Below are 18,421 nucleotides of genomic sequence, written 5' to 3' on the forward strand. Positions count from 1 at the left end.
TATAAAACACGAACAACATGGAATATATACTTATATTTATAGCCGCTGTATTCGTAAACAACGTAGTACTGGCACAGTTTTTAGGAATCTGTCCGTTTCTGGGTGTTTCCAAGAAAGTAGAAACGGCTGCAGGCATGGGAGCCGCTGTTACCTTCGTACTCACTATAGCGACGATTGTAACATTTCTGGTGCAAAAATACGTTCTGGACGTATTTGATCTTGGCTTCATGCAAACAATCAGCTTCATCCTGATTATTGCGGCATTGGTACAGATGGTGGAGATCATTCTGAAAAAAGTCTCGCCGGCTTTGTATCAAGCCCTGGGTGTATTTCTCCCACTGATCACCACCAACTGCTGTATTCTGGGTGTTGCCATCCTTGTAATACAAAAAGAGTATAATTTATTGGAGTCTGTAGTATATGCAATATCAACTGCTATTGGATTTGCGCTAGCTTTAGTTATCTTTGCAGGGATTCGTGAGCAATTAGCTATGACACGCGTTCCGGAGGGAATGAAAGGCACTCCTATCGCATTAATCACGGCAGGTCTGTTAGCCATGGCATTCATGGGATTCTCAGGTATTGGATAATTATTACCAATCTAAATAACACTAGAATGAAGCAGAAGATTTTAGTAGCCGGAGGAACAGGCTACATAGGCTCTCACACTACCGTTGAACTGCAAAATGCAGGCTACGAAGTTGTCATTATCGACGACTTGTCCAACTCCAACGTAGAAGTACTTGACGGCATCGAAAAGATTACAGGCATTCGTCCCGAATTTATCAAACTGGACCTGAAAGATAAAGAAGGTACACGCGAAGTACTGAAAGCCCATCCGGGTATTAAAGGTATTATCCTTTTTGCAGCCAGCAAAGCCGTTGGCGAATCTGTTCAGATGCCATTGAAATACTATCGTAACAATATCGTTACCCTGATTAACCTGCTTGAACTGATGCCTGAATTTGGCGTAGAAGGAATTGTGTTCTCATCATCGTGCACCGTTTACGGTCAGCCCGATCCTGAAAATCTGCCTGTTACGGAAGACGCACCTATCAAACCCGCTATGTCTCCTTATGGCAACACAAAACAGATTAATGAAGAAATTATACGGGATACAATCCATGCAGGTGCTCCGTTCAAAAGTATTTTACTCCGTTATTTTAACCCGATAGGCGCCCATCCGAGTGCAGAAATAGGAGAATTACCTAATGGCATTCCGCAGAACCTAATCCCTTACTTGACACAAACGGCTATTGGAATCCGCAAGGAACTAAGCGTCTTTGGAGACGATTATAATACTCCCGACGGTTCATGTATACGCGACTATATCAATGTGGTAGACCTTGCCAAGGCACATGTTATTGCGATGGACCGTATGTTGCAGAACAAGGCAGACGAAAATGTGGAAGTGTTCAACTTGGGAACCGGACGCGGTGTATCCGTTCTTGAACTGATCAAAACATTTGAAGAAGGAACCGGAGTTAAAGTTCCCCACAAAATTGTAGGACGCAGAGAGGGTGATATCGAGAAGGTATGGGCCAATCCGGAACGTGCAAACAAAGTGTTGGGCTGGACGGCTAAAGAAACACTTGTAGACACTCTGAGATCCGCGTGGAACTGGCAAAAAAGACTGAGAGAACGTGGTATACAATAATTCCACAACTGAACTCAAGTTAGAAACAGGAAGATTATAAAAAGGGCGGAGATTCATTGTGAATCATCCGCCCTCTCTTTTATCATCGATTATTCCCTGTAGGGAAATTGTCCAGTCAGGATAACTTGTGGATGACGAGTCCCGAACGCAACTTGGGTTCAAACCAAGTCGTCTTAGGAGGCATTATATTACCGGTATCGGCAATATCCATCAGTTGCTTCATGGTAACAGGATACAATGCCAACGCAACCTTCATTTCACCACTATCCACACGGCGCTTTAATTCACCCAGCCCACGTATACCACCAACAAAGTCAATACGCTTATCCGAACGCAGGTCTTTAATTCCTAATATTTCATCCAATATCAGATTGGAGGATATTGTAACATCAAGCACTCCTATCGGATCACTGTCATTATAGGTTCCTTGCTTCGCCGTTAGTGAATACCATTTACCGCCCAAATACAGGGAAAAGTTGTGGAGAGCATTTGGTTTATATATCTCAGCTCCTTTTTCTTCGACAACAAAGTTTTTAGACAATTTATCCAAAAACTGAGCATCTGTCAACCCATTGAGGTCTTTCACTACACGATTATAATCAATAATGGTGAGTTGGTTAGCAGGGAAACAAACCGCCATAAAATAATTATATTCCTCGTTGCCTCTATGATTCGGATTTTGTTTAGCCTTTTCTGCACCCACCAATGCGGCAGCAGCCGACCGGTGATGTCCGTCAGCAATGTATAAAGCTGGCATAGCTGCAAAAAGCTCCGTGATACGGACAATATCGGCTTCATCATCAATCGTCCAGAATGTATGACCAAAACCATCCAGCTTCGCAACAAAATCATATTCGGGAGCTTTAGCTGTATATTTTTTCACAATTGCATCCAGTTCAGCATTATCAGGATATGCAAAAAACACGGGTTCAATATTGGCATTATTGACGCGAACATGTTTCATGCGGTCTTCTTCCTTGTCACGACGTGTCAATTCATGTTTCTTGATAACACCATTCATATAATCCGGAACATAGGCGCCAACAACCAAACCGTATTGTGTCTTACCGTTCATCGTTTGGGCATAGACGTAATACATTTCCTTATTGTCTTGTACCAACCAGCCTTTATCCTGAAATTTCAAAAAGTTCTCTGCTGCCTTCTCGTAAACAGCCGGATCGTGTTCGTCTGTCCCCTCCGGAAAATCTATCTCAGGCTTGATGATATGGTATAATGATTTTTCATTACCTTTTGCTTCCTCACGTGCTTCTTCTGAGTTTAATACATCATAAGGACGCGATGCAACTTGTTCTACCAGATCTTTTGGAGGTCGGATTCCTTTAAAAGGTTTAATAACAGCCATAATAAGGTGTGTTTTAAATATTATAAGGATTACTTATTAACACGGAACTTCTCGCAACCGTCTTTCAGGAAACCTTCTATCTGTTTAGCGGCAGCAATACCAGCATTGATATTGGCTTCAGCAGTTTGTGCACCCATCTTTTTAGGAGTAGAGAAATAACGACCGACAAACTTGGCAGCAAACTCATCGTTGGCAACAGGCATAATATCTGTTACGTATTTTAGATCCGCACGTTCTTCCATCAGCTTGATTAACTCAGCCTCGTTAATCACCTCTTTGCGGGCAGTATTAACAAGCACACCACCCTTAGGCATCTTATTTACCAAAGCATAATTGATAGAGTTTTTTGTTTCTGCAGTAGCGGGGATGTGTAACGAAACAACATCACAAATTGTATAAAGTTCTTCAGCAGAAGTGACTGGCTTCACTCCATCAGCTTCGATTACAGAAGCCGGGCAGAAGGCATCGAATGCGAAGATTTCCATACCAAAGCCTTTTGCTATACGAGCAACATTACGTCCTACATTTCCATAAGCATGGATTCCCAGTTTTTTCCCTTTTAACTCTGTACCGGAAGTACCATTGTAAAAGTTACGGACAGCCATTACCATCATTCCAAAAGCTAACTCGGCAACGGCATTGGAGTTCTGTCCCGGTGTATTCATCACACAAACATTATGAGCAGAGGCAGCAGCCAAATCTACATTATCATAACCGGCTCCGGCACGAACGACAATCTTCAAATTCTTTGCGGTATCTAATACTTCCGCATCGATAATATCACTACGGATAATGATTGCGTCTACATCCTTAACAGCTTCCAGCAATTTTGCCTTTTCGCCATACTTTTCAAGCAGGATTAATTCATCTCCTGCTCCTTCTACTACTTCACGGATACCTTTTACAGCTATCGCTGCAAAAGGTTTATCTGTTGCTACTAATATCTTTGCCATATTAATGCTGTTTTTCAAAATCTTTCATACAAGCCACCAATGCTTCTACACTACTCTTAGGCATTGCATTATACAGAGAAGCACGGAAACCACCTACAGAACGATGTCCCTTGATACCAACCATACCGGCAGCAGAAGCAAACTTGCTGAATTCATCTTCCAGTTCTTTATATTCGTCATTCATAACAAAACATACGTTCATAATAGAACGATCTTCTGATGCAACTGTGCCTTTGAATAATTTGTTACGGTCAATCTCATCATACAGAATAGCAGCATTTTCCATGTCTTTCTTTTCCATTGCAGCTACACCGCCTTGCTCCTTATACCATTTCAATGTCTGCAGTGCAGCGTAGATAGGCAATACAGGAGGTGTATTAAACATAGAATCTTTTTCAATATGTGTTTTATAGTTCAACATTGTTGGAATCGGACGATCTACGTGTCCCAATGCGTCTGTACGTACGATAGCCAATGTAACTCCGGCAGGAGCAAGATTTTTCTGTGCACCCGCGTAGATAATATCATATTTAGATACATCAATAGGACGAGAAAAAATATCGGAAGACATATCAGCAACTAAACGCTGTTTTACATTCGGATCTTTACGCATTTCCGTACCATAGATAGTATTATTGGTCGTGATATGGAAATAATCAGAATCATCCGCAATAGTATAATTCTTAGGAATATATGTATAGTTCTTGTCTTTAGAAGAGGCAACAACTTCTACTTCGCCAAACAGTTTAGCTTCCTTTATCGCTTTTGAAGACCATGTACCAGTATCCAAATAAGAAGCCTTTTTATTCAAAAGGTTGTAAGGCACCATACAGAACTGCATGCTTGCACCACCTCCCAGAAACACGACCTCATATCCGGCAGGAACATCCAGTAACTCTTTAATTAATGCACGCGCTTCGTCGTTTACGGCTATAAATTCTTTACTTCTATGAGAAATTTCAAGAAGAGATAATCCCATACCCGCAAAATTTTCTACCGCAGCAGCTGTATTTTTAATTGTATACTCGCTCAAGATAGAAGGACCTGCATAAAAATTGTGCTTCTTCATACCAATGTTATTTTAGAATATTATTAATTTAAGTAACTTGTTTTCAAAAAAACAGGCGGCTAATGTAAGAATTTTTTCTTATTCACCGACATTTTTATATTGATTTTTCAGTTTTCAACATCAATTGTCTGTTTTAATAGCGATCGCCCCAAAGATGCTTCATTTGTTCAATTAGTTTATGTTCAGCCGGATTCTCCTGCCCTACCCAGAAATGCTCATTTAACACTTCCTTAGGAAGGTATTCCTGCTTGACAAAATGATTTTCGTAATCATGTGCATATTTATATTCCTTTCCATAATTCAGTTCGGACATTAATTTAGTAGGAGCATTCCTCAAATGTAAAGGGACAGGCAAATTTCCTGTACGTTCGACCAATTCCAACGCTTTACCAATCGCCAAATAAGACGAATTGCTTTTAGGACTACATGCCAGATAAACCGTTGTCTCTGCCAAAAGAATACGTCCTTCAGGCCAACCAATTTTTTTCAGTGCATCAAAACAGGAATTTGCCAACAATAAAGCATTCGGATTAGCTAAACCTATATCTTCCGAAGCAGAGATAACTAAACGACGAGCTATAAATTCCGGATCTTCCCCACCAGCTACCATACGGGCAAGCCAATAAATTGCAGCATCCGGATCACTTCCCCGAATAGACTTAATAAAAGCCGATATGATATCATAATGCATCTCCCCTCCTTTATCATACGCGGCTGGATTCTCTTGTAAACGCTCTACGACTTTGGCGTCCGTTATTTCTATTTCTTCACTTTCTTCAGCGGCAACAACCAGCTCCAATATATTAAGCAACTTACGTGCATCTCCTCCGGAATAACGCAAGATAGCATCTGTTTCAATAAGTTTTATCTTCTTTTCCTTCAACACTACATCCTCTGTTATTGCTTTATTTAATAATGTCAAAAGATCTTCCTTTTCTAACGTTTTCAATACATAGACCTGACAACGTGAAAGTAGAGGACGAATTACTTCAAATGAAGGATTTTCTGTTGTAGCCCCAATCAAAGTAACCATTCCCGTTTCAACAGCATTCAACAATGAATCTTGTTGAGATTTACTAAAACGATGTATTTCATCAATAAATAATATTGGCGATACAGTATTGAAAAAACGATTGCTTTTCGCCTTTTCAATTACCTCACGTACATCTTTCACCCCCGAACTAATAGCACTAAGCGTATAAAACGGAGCCTCCAGCTTATTGGCAATAATCTGAGAAAGGGTTGTCTTTCCCACTCCCGGAGGTCCCCATAGGATAAATGATGGTACACGCCCCGCGTCAATCATCTTTCTCAACACAGCTCCTTGACCAACTAAATGCTTCTGGCCAATATAATCGTCTAATGTTTTTGGACGTAATCTCTCTGCTAACGGTTGATTCATCATGTTGACAAAAGTCGGATATTTTATTTACTTTTCAAAGAAGAGTTTAATGTTCTTTTGGCTTACGATCAAAAAAAGGATTCTTGGAAGAAGAACTTACAGGAATTGCCATAACACATTTACACTCCCCTAGCATTCCTAAACGCTGGGCTGCCATACCTGCACTAAACATAACGCGAGAGTCTACTCGTAAATCAGCAGCCATTGAACAAGCTGAGCCAATAGCTATTCCCAAATCAACAGAGTTAATTGCACATGGAACTAGCTCAGGCTTTTCATTACAAGTAGGAAAACCACAATGCGCACAATTCAAGCCTTGCACTTTCTGCATCGTTCCGATAATAAGAACAGCCTCAGCACATAATATATTATCAGCATCACGTAACAGAAATTTCATGCCTGTTTCAGCCGACAATTGTATCATTTCTGTTGATAACTTATGTATATCTTCACCCGTAACGACAGCCATCTCAATAATATCTACGCCTTTACCTTTCGGAGCTGTACGTGCGGCAGTCATCATTCGATATGCAGCCTGCAGTACCAGCTCATGTCTAATTTCTCTTTCGTTTCGTATCATTTTCTATTAAATTAATTCTTTAAACTAGGGATAAGATAAACTTTTAATGACTATTGTACAACTCCAAATTTGTCATATTGTCTGTTATCTCAAATGGATATGAAGGGTACTCATAAATGCTAAAACGAGGTTCGGTTATACCTTCTGAATAACTCCATATAGAACGATATTCTTTTATATTTTCTCCCATTTCCTCTAATTGACGCAAATAGGCAGCGATAGATTTATTTTCTTTGATATACACACTCCCCATTTTATTAATGATAGGGCTATGCCGGCGACTCGCATCATGCTCAAACCGAAGAATACGTTTACCATCTTCTGTTAAGCCAACTGTTGTAAAAGTCATACTTTTTCCTATAGCCGGAAGGTTTAAAACACTACGATCCGTAGCAGCAAACAATAGATTATTTTCCTTTAGAAAACCTATTAATTTTTTACCAAACAGACCTTGGCTTCGAATAATAGAATGAAGTTCATTCCGTTTATTCTCAGGAATAACTCCAAATATTTTCTCTTCATATTGCTCTTGCAAAGAACGACTGTTCGGAGTAAATACCGCATAATTTTCATGAAATCCTTTCACAGAGAAAGTATAGTAACAAACAACACCAAGTGAATTTAATGTTCGGCGTAATTTTGCTGTATGTCCTCGCCTAGATGCAGAAACAGTAAACACCAGCTGATTTGTTATTGTCCACCCTGCCGATTGAATAGCTTCAATTGCCATCTTTGCTTCTGAAGTAATTTCCAAAGGAGATTGAAAATGCGTCTGGACATAAAATTGCGTAATACCTATTGTCGATGCTTTTTCCTTAAACTCTTTCAATATTCTTACTAAATCGTCAGTAATACGTAAAGGCAGATATGCTAAAAGACGAGATCCTAATCGAACTCTTTGTAGTTCGGCATATTTTTTTCCATCCGGACGATTTTCATTTGCTTTACGTTTACGAATAGCCATACGATAAACAGCATCCAATATTTTCTGTAAAGTCGCATTCTGGCTCATGAAAGCATCGCCTCCCGTTATCAATATATCACGGAGCTGAGCATCTTCTTCAAAATATCGCATCAAACGACGTAATTTCTGATCCCAAGTTTCTTTTGGTTTCAATGATTCAAAATCAAAACTCAAATGCTTACTCTGAAAATCATACATACGTTGACAAGATGCACAAAGTCCACCACAAGCACGTCCCATCGAATCCGGTATTAATATAGCCACTTCCGGATAACGACGATGAATATTATGGCCTTCTGGCAAAATCCAACCCGCAGCATTCGGTTCTCCCGCTACTACGACATCTTCCTTTTCCCAAGCCTTTATCTCGCCATATGTATCAACTAATTCTTCTGAATAGAGAACATATGAACGAATAGTTTTATCATCATATCCATCTTTACTGGTGTTAAGTAATGAAAGATAATATGGAGTTACAAAAAAAGGCATTCCTTTCTTTTTCGCTCTGTATAAAAGTTGCATTGTTTCTTCTGAAAGAGAATATCCTAAGAAAAAATTTAGTTCCGTGGGACTTTTTATTGCCATTGCCAAATGAAAACGAGCAATATTCCACCATTCAGATACCTGTTTATATTTTTCTTCATAAGTCATTTCCTCTGGAAATTGATATTTTGAAGAAGAAGAATGATAACGTTCTATTTTCCGGATAAGACAACCTATAATACGTTCTTTATTTGCATTTCGTATAGCGAGAATATCCTCATCTAAACCAGTAGGCCAACGATTCATTTGTCTTTTAACTAATGAACGCTCTGGCAAAACTAATTCCGGACGTATTAATAATTCAAACTGATGGAGAAGGTCTATAAATAGGTCTACAGAAACATTTTTGGTTAGTGTCCCTCTAAGAAAGTGCCATAAATAAGAGATTGTAAAAACAGACAATTTTTCACCCGTAGACAATTCATCAATAGAAGTGTTATCGTAATCAATTAAAAGAAGAATCCGTCTGATCATTTTTTGTTGTAAATCTTTGCTGCCATCATCTATCACATTTGTAAAAGAAGAAACATAAGAATACAAAGCTTCCTTAAAAGATTCCACATTATCATTCTTTTCGGCCAGATTAAACAACCATGGAAAATTTACAATGAATTTTTTTCTTAATTTAAAAATATCAGATGTATCAGATTCTCTTTTTACCATACGCTAATTATTTTTTGTTGATTAGAATTATTGAGTAATGCGCAAAGAAACGTTTATCTACAAATATAGTAAATATATTGTCAAAACAGAACTCAGAAAATTCTAAAACATCTTAATTAGCTATTATATACAAACAAAATGTCAGAAGAACGCAGGATTTCTTTAAAACCTGCGTTCTTCTGACTACAATACCTTTTCTACCATTCAATAGAAGGACAATATTTACTTATTGTTGTTTTAAATATTTTCAAGTTAATAGGTTTCGTTATAAAATCTGATGCTCCGGCTTGACGAGCCGCATCCATATCCGAATCAAATACATATGCAGATTGCATAATTACCGGAGTTTCAACATCTAATTTACGAATTTCTTTTAGAGCCTCTATACCTGTCATTTCCGGCATTTTAATATCTAACATAATCAAGTCCGGATGTTTTTCCTTGAAAAGCTCCAAAGCTTGAACACCTGTTTTAGCACGGACCAAAACACAGTATTTTTGCAAAATGGTTTTAAGTAACAAATAATTACTATCCTCATCCTCTGCAATTAAGATAGTAACCCCTTTCGTTGATTCAATCGTTTCTGTATTCATATTGTATTTTTTATGTATTTCGTTCAATTTTACTGGCATAAGACTTGTGTCTTCTTTTGAGGCAGCAATATAAGGAATTTTTACGGTAAAACAGCTACCTACTCCTTCTTTTGATTGAACATCTATGACACCGTTCATCCGGTCCACTATCATTTTACAAATAGAAAGTCCTAATCCAGCCCCTTGTGTAAAATCATCCTTTTTGAAAAAACGTTCGAATACTTTCTGCAAATCTTGTTCAGGAATACCACGACCAGTATCTTCCACAAAGAAACGAAGATAATTATCCGGTTCCTTCGTATAACCAAAAGTTACAGTTCCGCGTTCTGTAAACTTAACTGCATTATTAATTAAATTAGTTATTACTTGATTTAGCCTTAATTTGTCTGTGATAATATAAATCGTTTGCTCCGGTATTTTTTCTATTAATTTCAAACGATCCGGAATGATAACTTGCTGCGTTGTAGCAATTTGATTTATTAATTCATTTACATCACAAATTTCTTCTTTAAATGACATTGTACCACTCTCTATCTGAGCTAAATCAAGAATATCACTAATAAGAGCAAGAAGTAATCCACAGTTATTCTGAATTGTTTCAATAAAAAGTTTTCTTTCTTCTATAGCAAATTCATCTTCAGAAATCAACACATTTGAAAAACCTACAATTGCATTCAGTGGAGTACGAATTTCATGACTCATATTTGCTAGGAAAGCACTCTTTAGTTTATCTGACATATGAGCTTTATTACGGGCTTGTACTAATGCTTTTTGTGTCTCTTTAAATTTCTGGATATTAACACAAATGCCATATACAAAAAGTTCTTTATTTCGATATGATGGTACCACACGGTTATTAAAACGGCATTCCCACCATTGGTATCCTTTTCCATTAAAATCTATACGTATTTGAACTGTACGTTTTTCATTTTCATTATGTAATAATATATTACCCACTTCCTGTAACATACCAATCTCATCAGGGTGAACCATTGTATGAAATTGATCAATCGGTATACTATGCGAACCGTCATCAAATATATTGTAATGAACAAAAAACGAAGAATTTGTAATAATTTTTTTGTTCGCTTCATCATAACGCCAATAATATACATCTCCTGCTCCCATAGATAAAGCAAGAAATTCCTTTTGTGTGAACTCTTCCGTTATATCATGAAAAGTAATAACAGCTCCATATAATTGATGATTCTGATAAATGGCAGATAATACCCCGACTACCGGGAAATTATATTGATTTTCTATTGACAACATCTGACTGGTTTGCTCCAAATAAATTTGCCGATCTTCATTAAATACAGAAGTCAATAAAGTTTTTAAATAATGATCTTTGCCAGGAACAAAAATATCTATTAACGAAAAAATATTTCTTCCTATATAGCTACTTCCATTTCCTTCTAATCCCAGCCAATGTAAAGCAGCCTGATTAATTGCAAATATATTCATCTCCAAATCCACAGAAATAACACCCTCACGTATCGAAGACATAATTACTTTCAAATTCTGTCGATGTTCATTCAATTCCTTTTGAGACTGACGTTTTTGCTTTTTTTCTTTCAGATATAAACCTATCAATAAAAAAGCAACCCGCATAACGATGAGCAAGAGAACAACTGTCACAATTATTATAGAATCACGATACCTTTCTTCAAAAGGCATATTTATAATTTGACTATCAGATGGTAATTGGTCGATAGAAATATTACGTTTTTTCATCTGTTCCCAATCAAATATCGGAACTTGCTTACTAGGAGTTATCGGAAATGCAGAAGCTGGTTTACCGGACAAAATATCTACTGCTATTTTCGTAGCCATGTAGGTCTGATCATAGGGAGAAATCATATATCCACCCAAATATCCTAGGCCAAATCCATCATTATTTACCGCAAAAAAAGGAACTTCCGTGTTTCGTGCTCGTCCGGAATAAAAACTATCCCAAACAGGCATTATACGGGGAATGGTATTCAAAAAAGTGGAGCTCCACATAACAAGCTTGCCTTTTTCCTTATCCATATTATATATCTCCACCTTTTCAAAAACGGAAGAGCTATTTTCTTCGGCTTGCCTTTTAAAATCCTCAAGTGCCAATTTCCCATATAAGTTGTCTTCTATATCCAACATAATTTTATTAGCTGATGGATATAAAGAATGTATCAAGTCCAAACATTTTTTATAATCTGGAGGCGTTATATATCCCGTTACATTTGTACGTCCTTTCAATAAAGAATCACTGTAATAGTTCACGCCACTAAAAACGATTGGAATTTGATATGTTAACTGATGATCAAGTCCCAAAAGAGAATAAGTAGCCGGATCATCACAAACTAAAATTAAATCAATATTCGGGATTCCACCCAATAAAGACTCCAATGCCTTCTTTTCTTCTTCGTCTGAAAGATATTCCGAATCCAAATAAAAGGTTTTTATGGAAACTGGTGTATGATATTTCTTAAAACAATCTTTTATTCCATTATTCAGATCATCTCTCCAAGGACAATCTTTCCGGAATGAATGAATAACTAATATATTATATGGCTCACTTTTTACCTGGTCATTACGGCACGAAACAAAGAGGCTAATACATGTTATTCCAACAAGACTAACCAAAAATAAATATATCGTACGTAATTGTAGTTTACACATTCTCTATTATCTTCCGTTCGTTCATCACTTTACCTTTTCGAAAAGGGATATCTATAATGAAACATGTACCTTTATTAACCTCTGATTCGACATGTATAGTACCCTCCATTCTTTTAACAATTTCCTTACAAATAGAAAGGCCCAACCCTCCTCCTTGCACAAAATCATCCGATTTATAAAAACGCTCAAAAATCTTATCCTTTTCTGTTTCAGATATACCGATTCCTGTATCTTTTACAAATAAATTAATCCTGCTCCCTTCTTCTGCCAGTATATAACCAACTGTTACTTTCCCTACTTTTGTAAACTTAAACGCATTGTCTATTAAATTATCCAACAATTGTTTTAAACGGAATGGATCACTGATAAACGACACAGGTTCTTCTGGTATATCCATTTGCATTTCAATGGAAGTTGGACAATTCGGAAGGTTAGACTCTATAGAATCTCTCACTATATCTGTAAGATTACATGTTTCCTCGCGAAATAAAATACCACTTTCTATACGAGAGATATCTAAGATTTCATTAATTAAATTCAATAATAAACGACAATTTTCATTTATTATATTGATAAAGTCCTTCCGAGATTCAATAGAAAGTCCTTCTTCTTCAATCAATAAAGAAGAAAAACCAACAATTGCATTCAGAGGCGTCCGCACTTCATGGCTCATATTTGCCAAAAACAAGCTTTTCAGACGATCAGATTCACGAGCTTCATCAAGAACACGAACCAATTCTTCCTCTATTTTTTTAAATTTTTCTATATTCAAACATAATCCAAACAATTTATAATGATTTCCTAAAGACGATTTAGGCAATGATGCTATACGATACTCCCACCATTGATAACCCTCTCCATTGAAATCTTGTCGTATCTGAATTGTTGACTTAGATATTTTACCTGAATAAAAGCCCTTTATAGTCTTTTTCCACCATCCGTAATCATCAGGATGAATTATAGACTTAAATTTCTGTATCATAATGGCGTGAAGACCATTATCAGGAATATTAAATGAACGAAAGAATGACTCATCAAACATTACATAATCACCATAGCTATCATAACGCCAAGCAAACACATCTCCGGCAATCATGCTTAACGCTAAAAGCTCTTTCTCCATACTTTCGTCTGTAATATCTCTAAAAGATATAATAGCGCCATCTAAATTACCGTCTTTAAAAGTACAACTAACACTTCCGGACACCGGGAAAACCCGCTTATCAGCTGTCACAATAACTGCTGTATCATTCAATTTGCGGCTACTCTGTTGTTGACTCAGATGTTCCATCATATTCTGCAAATAAAAAGGATTTCCATCCTCCTGTATGTAAAATAAATTACGAACATTTTTTTTAATGTAAACATCCGGACTTCCATTCAACTTCAGCCATTTCAGTGCAGATTCATTCATAGAAAGAACATTGCCTTTCCGGTCTATATATACTACCCCTTCTTCAAGAGCCTCAATTGTAATTCCTAATTCCAATTGCTCTTTAGATAGCTTTTGTTGTACCTGTTTCTTTTTTAACGCCTCTCTCTTATACAGACGTAAAAGTATAAACATTAAAATAACAATAAATAAAGCAGATGATATTATACTTGCCCAAATTGCCTTTTTATATTTTACCCCAAACGGCATATTAGGAATAATACTATCCTGCGGTAAAGAATCCAAATCTATTTTCCAATACTTAAGTTGTACCCAATCAAACACCGGATATTGTTTACTGGCTACTATTGGAAAATCAGAAGCCTTCGCACCGCGAAGTATTTTTACCCCTATGTTTGTAGCATCATAAGTCTGATTATAACTCGGTGTCATATACCCTCCTATACGACCATCTCCAAACCCTTCATTATTAACCATGAGAAAAGGAGCCGTTCCCATACTTGCTAAAGACGAATAAAAGGGACTCCACTTAGGTAATATACAACAACTATGAAGACGATAAAATAAAATCCATTTTAACATGCGCGCCTCTTGGCTATCCACCCGCTCGATCCGTATATGTAAAGGATGAGGCATAGATCCCAAAGGATGAATAGTATCCGTTTTACTATAAGAAGGAAAAGAATTATAAATAGTTGCAACTTCCGGTAGTTGTTCAAATTGTTGCCGAGCTTCATTTGCGCTCATTTTCCCTAAATACGTATCTTCTGCAATAATTGCTATATCATCAATTCTGCCAAACAACCTTTCTGCCAAATTATAACATTTCACAAAATCCGGCTTTGTCGTAAAACCTGTTACATTTGAGTGTCCTTCCAAAACTCCATTATTGACATAATCTACCCCACTAAAAACAATAGGAACTTTATAGGTAAGAGGATGTTTTGTTGCTAATAATGAAAAAGTGGCTTGGTCATCGCACACTAGTATTAAATCGAGTGGTTTATTGTCGTACCCTTGTAATAAAAGACTTAAAGTATCTAATTCTTGTTGTGCAGAAAGAAATTCTGCATCCAAATAAAATGTCCGCACATCAACCGACATATTATTATCTTTAAAACAATCATAAACACCCTTATTCATCTCATCCTTCCACGAAAAATTCTGTTCGAAAAAAGAATGAATCAACAATACGCGATATTTAGGAGTCTCTTTCCTGGCAAATATAAAAAACAATGCTATGCCAATAAAAAGACTAATAACGAATAGGAAAGCAAGCAACTTCTTTCGCTTGAAATATCTATTAAACATTAAAGTAATAATTGCTTATCGTAAACACAAACATACAAATTATATTTGAATAAAGAATTGATTATCCTAAATTTTCAAAAATATATAAACTAATAAATAAGTATATACGCCTAAAATTACATTCTATACTCTATCTAAAGATCATAATAAATAAAAAGACCTTGCAAGTAAAAACTCACAAGGTCTTCTTTTCTACAGCGGAGAGATAGGATTATGAACCTTTTCTCTCCAAGTTCCTTATTTACAAGGTTATAAAAATGTCAATTTTACTCTTAGTAATGTTTTAGTAACTGAAGTTTGTCTGATTCAGTCTCACATCGTCTTCATGGTGTCTATTCATCTAACATTACTATACAAAGGTAAGAATTTAATTAGCACATCAAAGCCTTCTAATAACTTTTTAACAATCAAATCTCAAAGAAAACATTTGCTTGAAATAAAAATCCTCCTATGAAATCTACTTTTTTATTACCTTTTCTTCCTTTAGTTGTTTTAGTATATCCATTTTAAATTTGGAAAAAGGTCTATTAAGAAACAAATCTTTCTCGAACTCAATTCCAAAAATCATTCTGTAGGCATCTCTCACTGTTACTCCTAAATCTCTAATAGTATTATGAATAAGTGGCTCTATGTAATCCTGACTGTTAGCATTAGCTAAATCCATTATATCCTGAAGTTCAAATGGAACATAAGCATTATAAACTTCTTGGGTATGAAATAATCTTAGTGTATTTTTTATCTTGCTACGCATCGTAGCATCAGTTGATTCAATAACTGTATTTACAGCATAATGTCCATCAGATAAAGGGATATATCTAAAATTGAAACCAGCCTCATCATCAATATATGGATGTATATAATTATCCAAATCCATCTTTTTTTTATGTTTAAGAGATGAGTTACGCAGTTTGCATGATGGTATCAAGTTGAAATATGAAAGAGTTAGATCAGGATACAAGGATTGGGGTAACCAATGATCAAATTCTGGGCGAATCAAGCCTTCAAACTCTCCTGCATTCGATTGCTCATAAACAGTCAATGTGTATGTCCTATTACAATATGTACAAGTATTTGTACCCATTTTCTCTGAAAGAAAATAACTCAAAATCTTATTTTCAGAAACATGTGCATCATAGTTAAAGAATAAATTTACTGCTTGTATTTCATTTTGTACTTTATCAAATGCTTTACGTCGCTCAGCCTACTTCTTATCCAAATTGTGAGTTTCAATTTCCTTTTCTTGTATGTATAACTCCCATTCTTTCTGATCAAAAGGGCTTATTATACGCTTGAATAGTTCTTCATGCAAAAAAGTAGCTCTTGGGGTTTGGCTACAAGAAATTGTCTAAACTGTTCTTTTGTTAGGTATTTATACGTTTCTGTATGTGTGCAACTTCCACTATAATTTCTTTTCCCTTCCTTATTAAATAGTCTAGGAAATGTTCTGAAATAATAATCAGCATATTCTTCAGCTTTCTTTATATCAGGTTTCAATATCCACATCTCTAATTTTGTTTAAAAGCATTAATCTCTTCTTGTAAACGCATTTTTATTATTGGCTCCTCAATTATATCTACAAAATTTTCAAGGAATTCCCAATCCATAATTTTTTCTATATCTTCAGCACTGCGTGATGGTGCGTTTTGATGACGAGGAACACGCCCGTTTCCTCACCATGTACGAGCAGTCGGGCGAGTATGCGAAAGCGGTTTTTATCAAAGCCCGTGTGTTCGGGGAGGAATTTAAGGTCATTAAAGTAGATAATACCTTTCCCGAATACTACGCCAGACTCTCCGATCTGAACGCCCAATTCCGCAGGATCGGAGTGAATTACAACCAAGTTGTAAGGGAACTTAAGAGCCATTTTTCCGAGAAAAAAGCGATGGCATTGCTTTATATATTGGAAGAAACCACCCGCCAGCTTGTATCGGTGAGCCGTGAAATTATAGCATTGACACAGAAATTCGAGCAGGAATGGTTGCGAACATCAATGTAGGAAACTCCCTGTACGGTGCGTTGGCATATAACGGGCAGAAGGTAAACGAGGGCGAAGGCAAGCTGCTCGCCTCCAACAAAATCCTTGATAATGGTACGGGAACGGTGGACATTGCCCGTGCCACAGCAGATTTTGAAAGGTATCTTCCTGCCCGTATGCGTACCGAGAAACCTGTTATCCACATCTCTCTGAATCCGCATCCGGAAGATAAGCTGACCGATACGGAGCTTACCGACATCGCACGGGAATACATGGAGAAAATCGGTTACGGCAATCAGCCATACATCGTGTTCAAGCACGAGGACATTGACCGCCACCACCTGCATATCGTTTCCATACGTGTGGGTGAGGATGGCAAGCGGCTCAACAACGACTACATCCACCGCCGGAGCAAACGGGCGACCAATGCGCTGGAAAAGAAGTACGGGTTGCACCCGTCGGGAAACAGTAGGCAACGGTTGGAACAGGGAGCATTGAAAAAGGTGGATGTTTCCAAAGGCGATGTGAAGCGGCAGGTCAGCAACGTCCTCAAAGCCCTCTCAGAAACCTACCGATATCAATCGCTCGGTGAATACCGTGCCTTGCTGTCCCTCTACAATATCACCGTAGAGGAAGCACGGGGCGAGGTACACGGCAGGGAATACAGAGGTTTTGTCTATTCGGCGACGGACGGTGCGGGAACCAAGACCAGAAATCCGCTGAAAGCCTCCCGCTTCGGAAAGTATGCCGGATATGAAGCCTTTGATAACCGGTGTACCGCCTCCCGAACCGAAATAAAGAAAAAGGAGCTTGCAGGGCGGACAAAGGCTATCATTCTCGCTACACTCCGACAAGCATCGGGCAAAGATGAACTTATACGAGTGTTGGAATCCAAAGGGATAGATACCGTATTTCGGGAAACCGATACAGGCAGAATTTACGGTGCGACCTTTGTCGACCACAACACCGGTTGCGTGCTGAACGGCTCACGCATGGGCAAGGAACTCTCCGCAAATGCTTTGCAGGAATGGGTGGTTGCAGCAAGCAGTCCGATACCGACGGGAATAGGTACTACCGACCCGTCACAACATACCGGAGAACATGAACCGTTTGCGCCGTTCACGAAACAAGTCCATGAACCCGGCGAGGATTCTGTAACCGGAGGTATGTTCGACCTGTCCATCATACCCGGCACTGATCCGGAGGAAGAAGCGTTCCGCCGGAAGATGCAGCGGAAGAAGAAAAAAAGAAAAGGCAGGGGTATTTAATTGTAGAATTTTAAAATAAAATCAGT

At 37.6% G+C, this 18,421-nt stretch carries 13 protein-coding genes; 4 read left to right on the forward strand and 9 right to left on the reverse strand.

Features of this window, described 5'->3' with window-relative positions; genetic code table 11:
- Positions 1-17: 17 nt before the first annotated feature.
- Both rsxA and galE read left to right on the forward strand, forming a co-directional pair.
- Positions 18-590, forward strand: coding sequence for an electron transport complex subunit RsxA (gene rsxA / locus C1721_RS15625; protein ID WP_102409100.1), 573 nt, complete (start codon positions 18-20; stop codon positions 588-590).
- Positions 591-616: 26 nt separating this feature from the next.
- Positions 617-1,657, forward strand: a complete 1,041-nt coding sequence (gene galE / locus C1721_RS15630) for a UDP-glucose 4-epimerase GalE (RefSeq protein ID WP_102409101.1) — start codon at positions 617-619, stop codon at positions 1,655-1,657.
- A gap of 115 nt (positions 1,658-1,772) precedes the next feature.
- Here galE and C1721_RS15635 read toward each other — a convergent pair whose 3' ends face one another.
- The 9 genes from C1721_RS15635 to C1721_RS15675 form a co-directional block, all read right to left on the reverse strand.
- Positions 1,773-3,020, reverse strand: a complete 1,248-nt coding sequence (locus C1721_RS15635; RefSeq protein WP_102409102.1) for a DUF1015 domain-containing protein — start codon at positions 3,018-3,020, stop codon at positions 1,773-1,775.
- 29 nt (positions 3,021-3,049) lie between these two features.
- On the reverse strand, positions 3,050-3,973 hold the full coding sequence (locus C1721_RS15640; protein WP_102409103.1) for an NAD(P)-dependent oxidoreductase: 924 nt from the start codon (positions 3,971-3,973) through the stop codon (positions 3,050-3,052).
- Between the two features lies 1 nt (position 3,974).
- Positions 3,975-5,042, reverse strand: a complete 1,068-nt coding sequence (serC, locus tag C1721_RS15645) for a 3-phosphoserine/phosphohydroxythreonine transaminase (RefSeq protein WP_102409104.1) — start codon at positions 5,040-5,042, stop codon at positions 3,975-3,977.
- A gap of 133 nt (positions 5,043-5,175) precedes the next feature.
- Entirely contained in the window at positions 5,176-6,447 is a 1,272-nt protein-coding gene (locus tag C1721_RS15650; protein WP_102409105.1) for a replication-associated recombination protein A, read from the reverse strand.
- A 43-nt stretch (positions 6,448-6,490) separates the two neighbouring features.
- Positions 6,491-7,024 carry a ferredoxin domain-containing protein gene (locus C1721_RS15655; protein WP_102409106.1) on the reverse strand — a complete coding sequence of 178 codons (534 nt, stop codon included), beginning with the start codon at positions 7,022-7,024 and terminating at the stop codon, positions 6,491-6,493.
- Positions 7,025-7,067: 43 nt separating this feature from the next.
- Positions 7,068-9,194, reverse strand: coding sequence for a KamA family radical SAM protein (locus tag C1721_RS15660; RefSeq protein ID WP_102409107.1), 2,127 nt, complete (start codon positions 9,192-9,194; stop codon positions 7,068-7,070).
- A gap of 197 nt (positions 9,195-9,391) precedes the next feature.
- The gene (locus tag C1721_RS15665; protein ID WP_102409108.1) at positions 9,392-12,448 is read right to left on the reverse strand and encodes an ATP-binding protein; all 3,057 of its coding nucleotides are present in this window, start codon (positions 12,446-12,448) and stop codon (positions 9,392-9,394) included.
- The gene (locus C1721_RS15670; protein WP_159063607.1) at positions 12,441-14,984 is read right to left on the reverse strand and encodes a sensor histidine kinase; all 2,544 of its coding nucleotides are present in this window, start codon (positions 14,982-14,984) and stop codon (positions 12,441-12,443) included. The genes C1721_RS15665 and C1721_RS15670 overlap by 8 nt, the downstream gene beginning before the upstream one ends.
- Positions 14,985-15,609: 625 nt before the next feature.
- On the reverse strand, positions 15,610-16,191 hold the full coding sequence (locus tag C1721_RS15675; RefSeq protein ID WP_234347545.1) for a hypothetical protein: 582 nt from the start codon (positions 16,189-16,191) through the stop codon (positions 15,610-15,612).
- A gap of 594 nt (positions 16,192-16,785) precedes the next feature.
- On the opposite strand from C1721_RS15675, the gene mobA reads away from it, so the two are divergent.
- Together mobA and mobB are read left to right on the forward strand one after the other, a co-directional pair.
- Positions 16,786-17,148: a conjugal transfer protein MobA gene (mobA, locus tag C1721_RS15685; RefSeq protein ID WP_199830416.1), complete on the forward strand. Its 363-nt coding sequence runs from the start codon at positions 16,786-16,788 to the stop codon at positions 17,146-17,148.
- Positions 17,127-18,395: a conjugal transfer protein MobB gene (gene mobB, locus C1721_RS15690; protein WP_102409113.1), complete on the forward strand. Its 1,269-nt coding sequence runs from the start codon at positions 17,127-17,129 to the stop codon at positions 18,393-18,395. The genes mobA and mobB overlap by 22 nt, the downstream gene beginning before the upstream one ends.
- Positions 18,396-18,421 lie beyond the last annotated feature (26 nt).

The organism is Parabacteroides bouchesdurhonensis (assembly GCF_900186615.1).
Taxonomy (GTDB): Bacteria; Bacteroidota; Bacteroidia; order Bacteroidales; family Tannerellaceae; genus Parabacteroides; species Parabacteroides bouchesdurhonensis.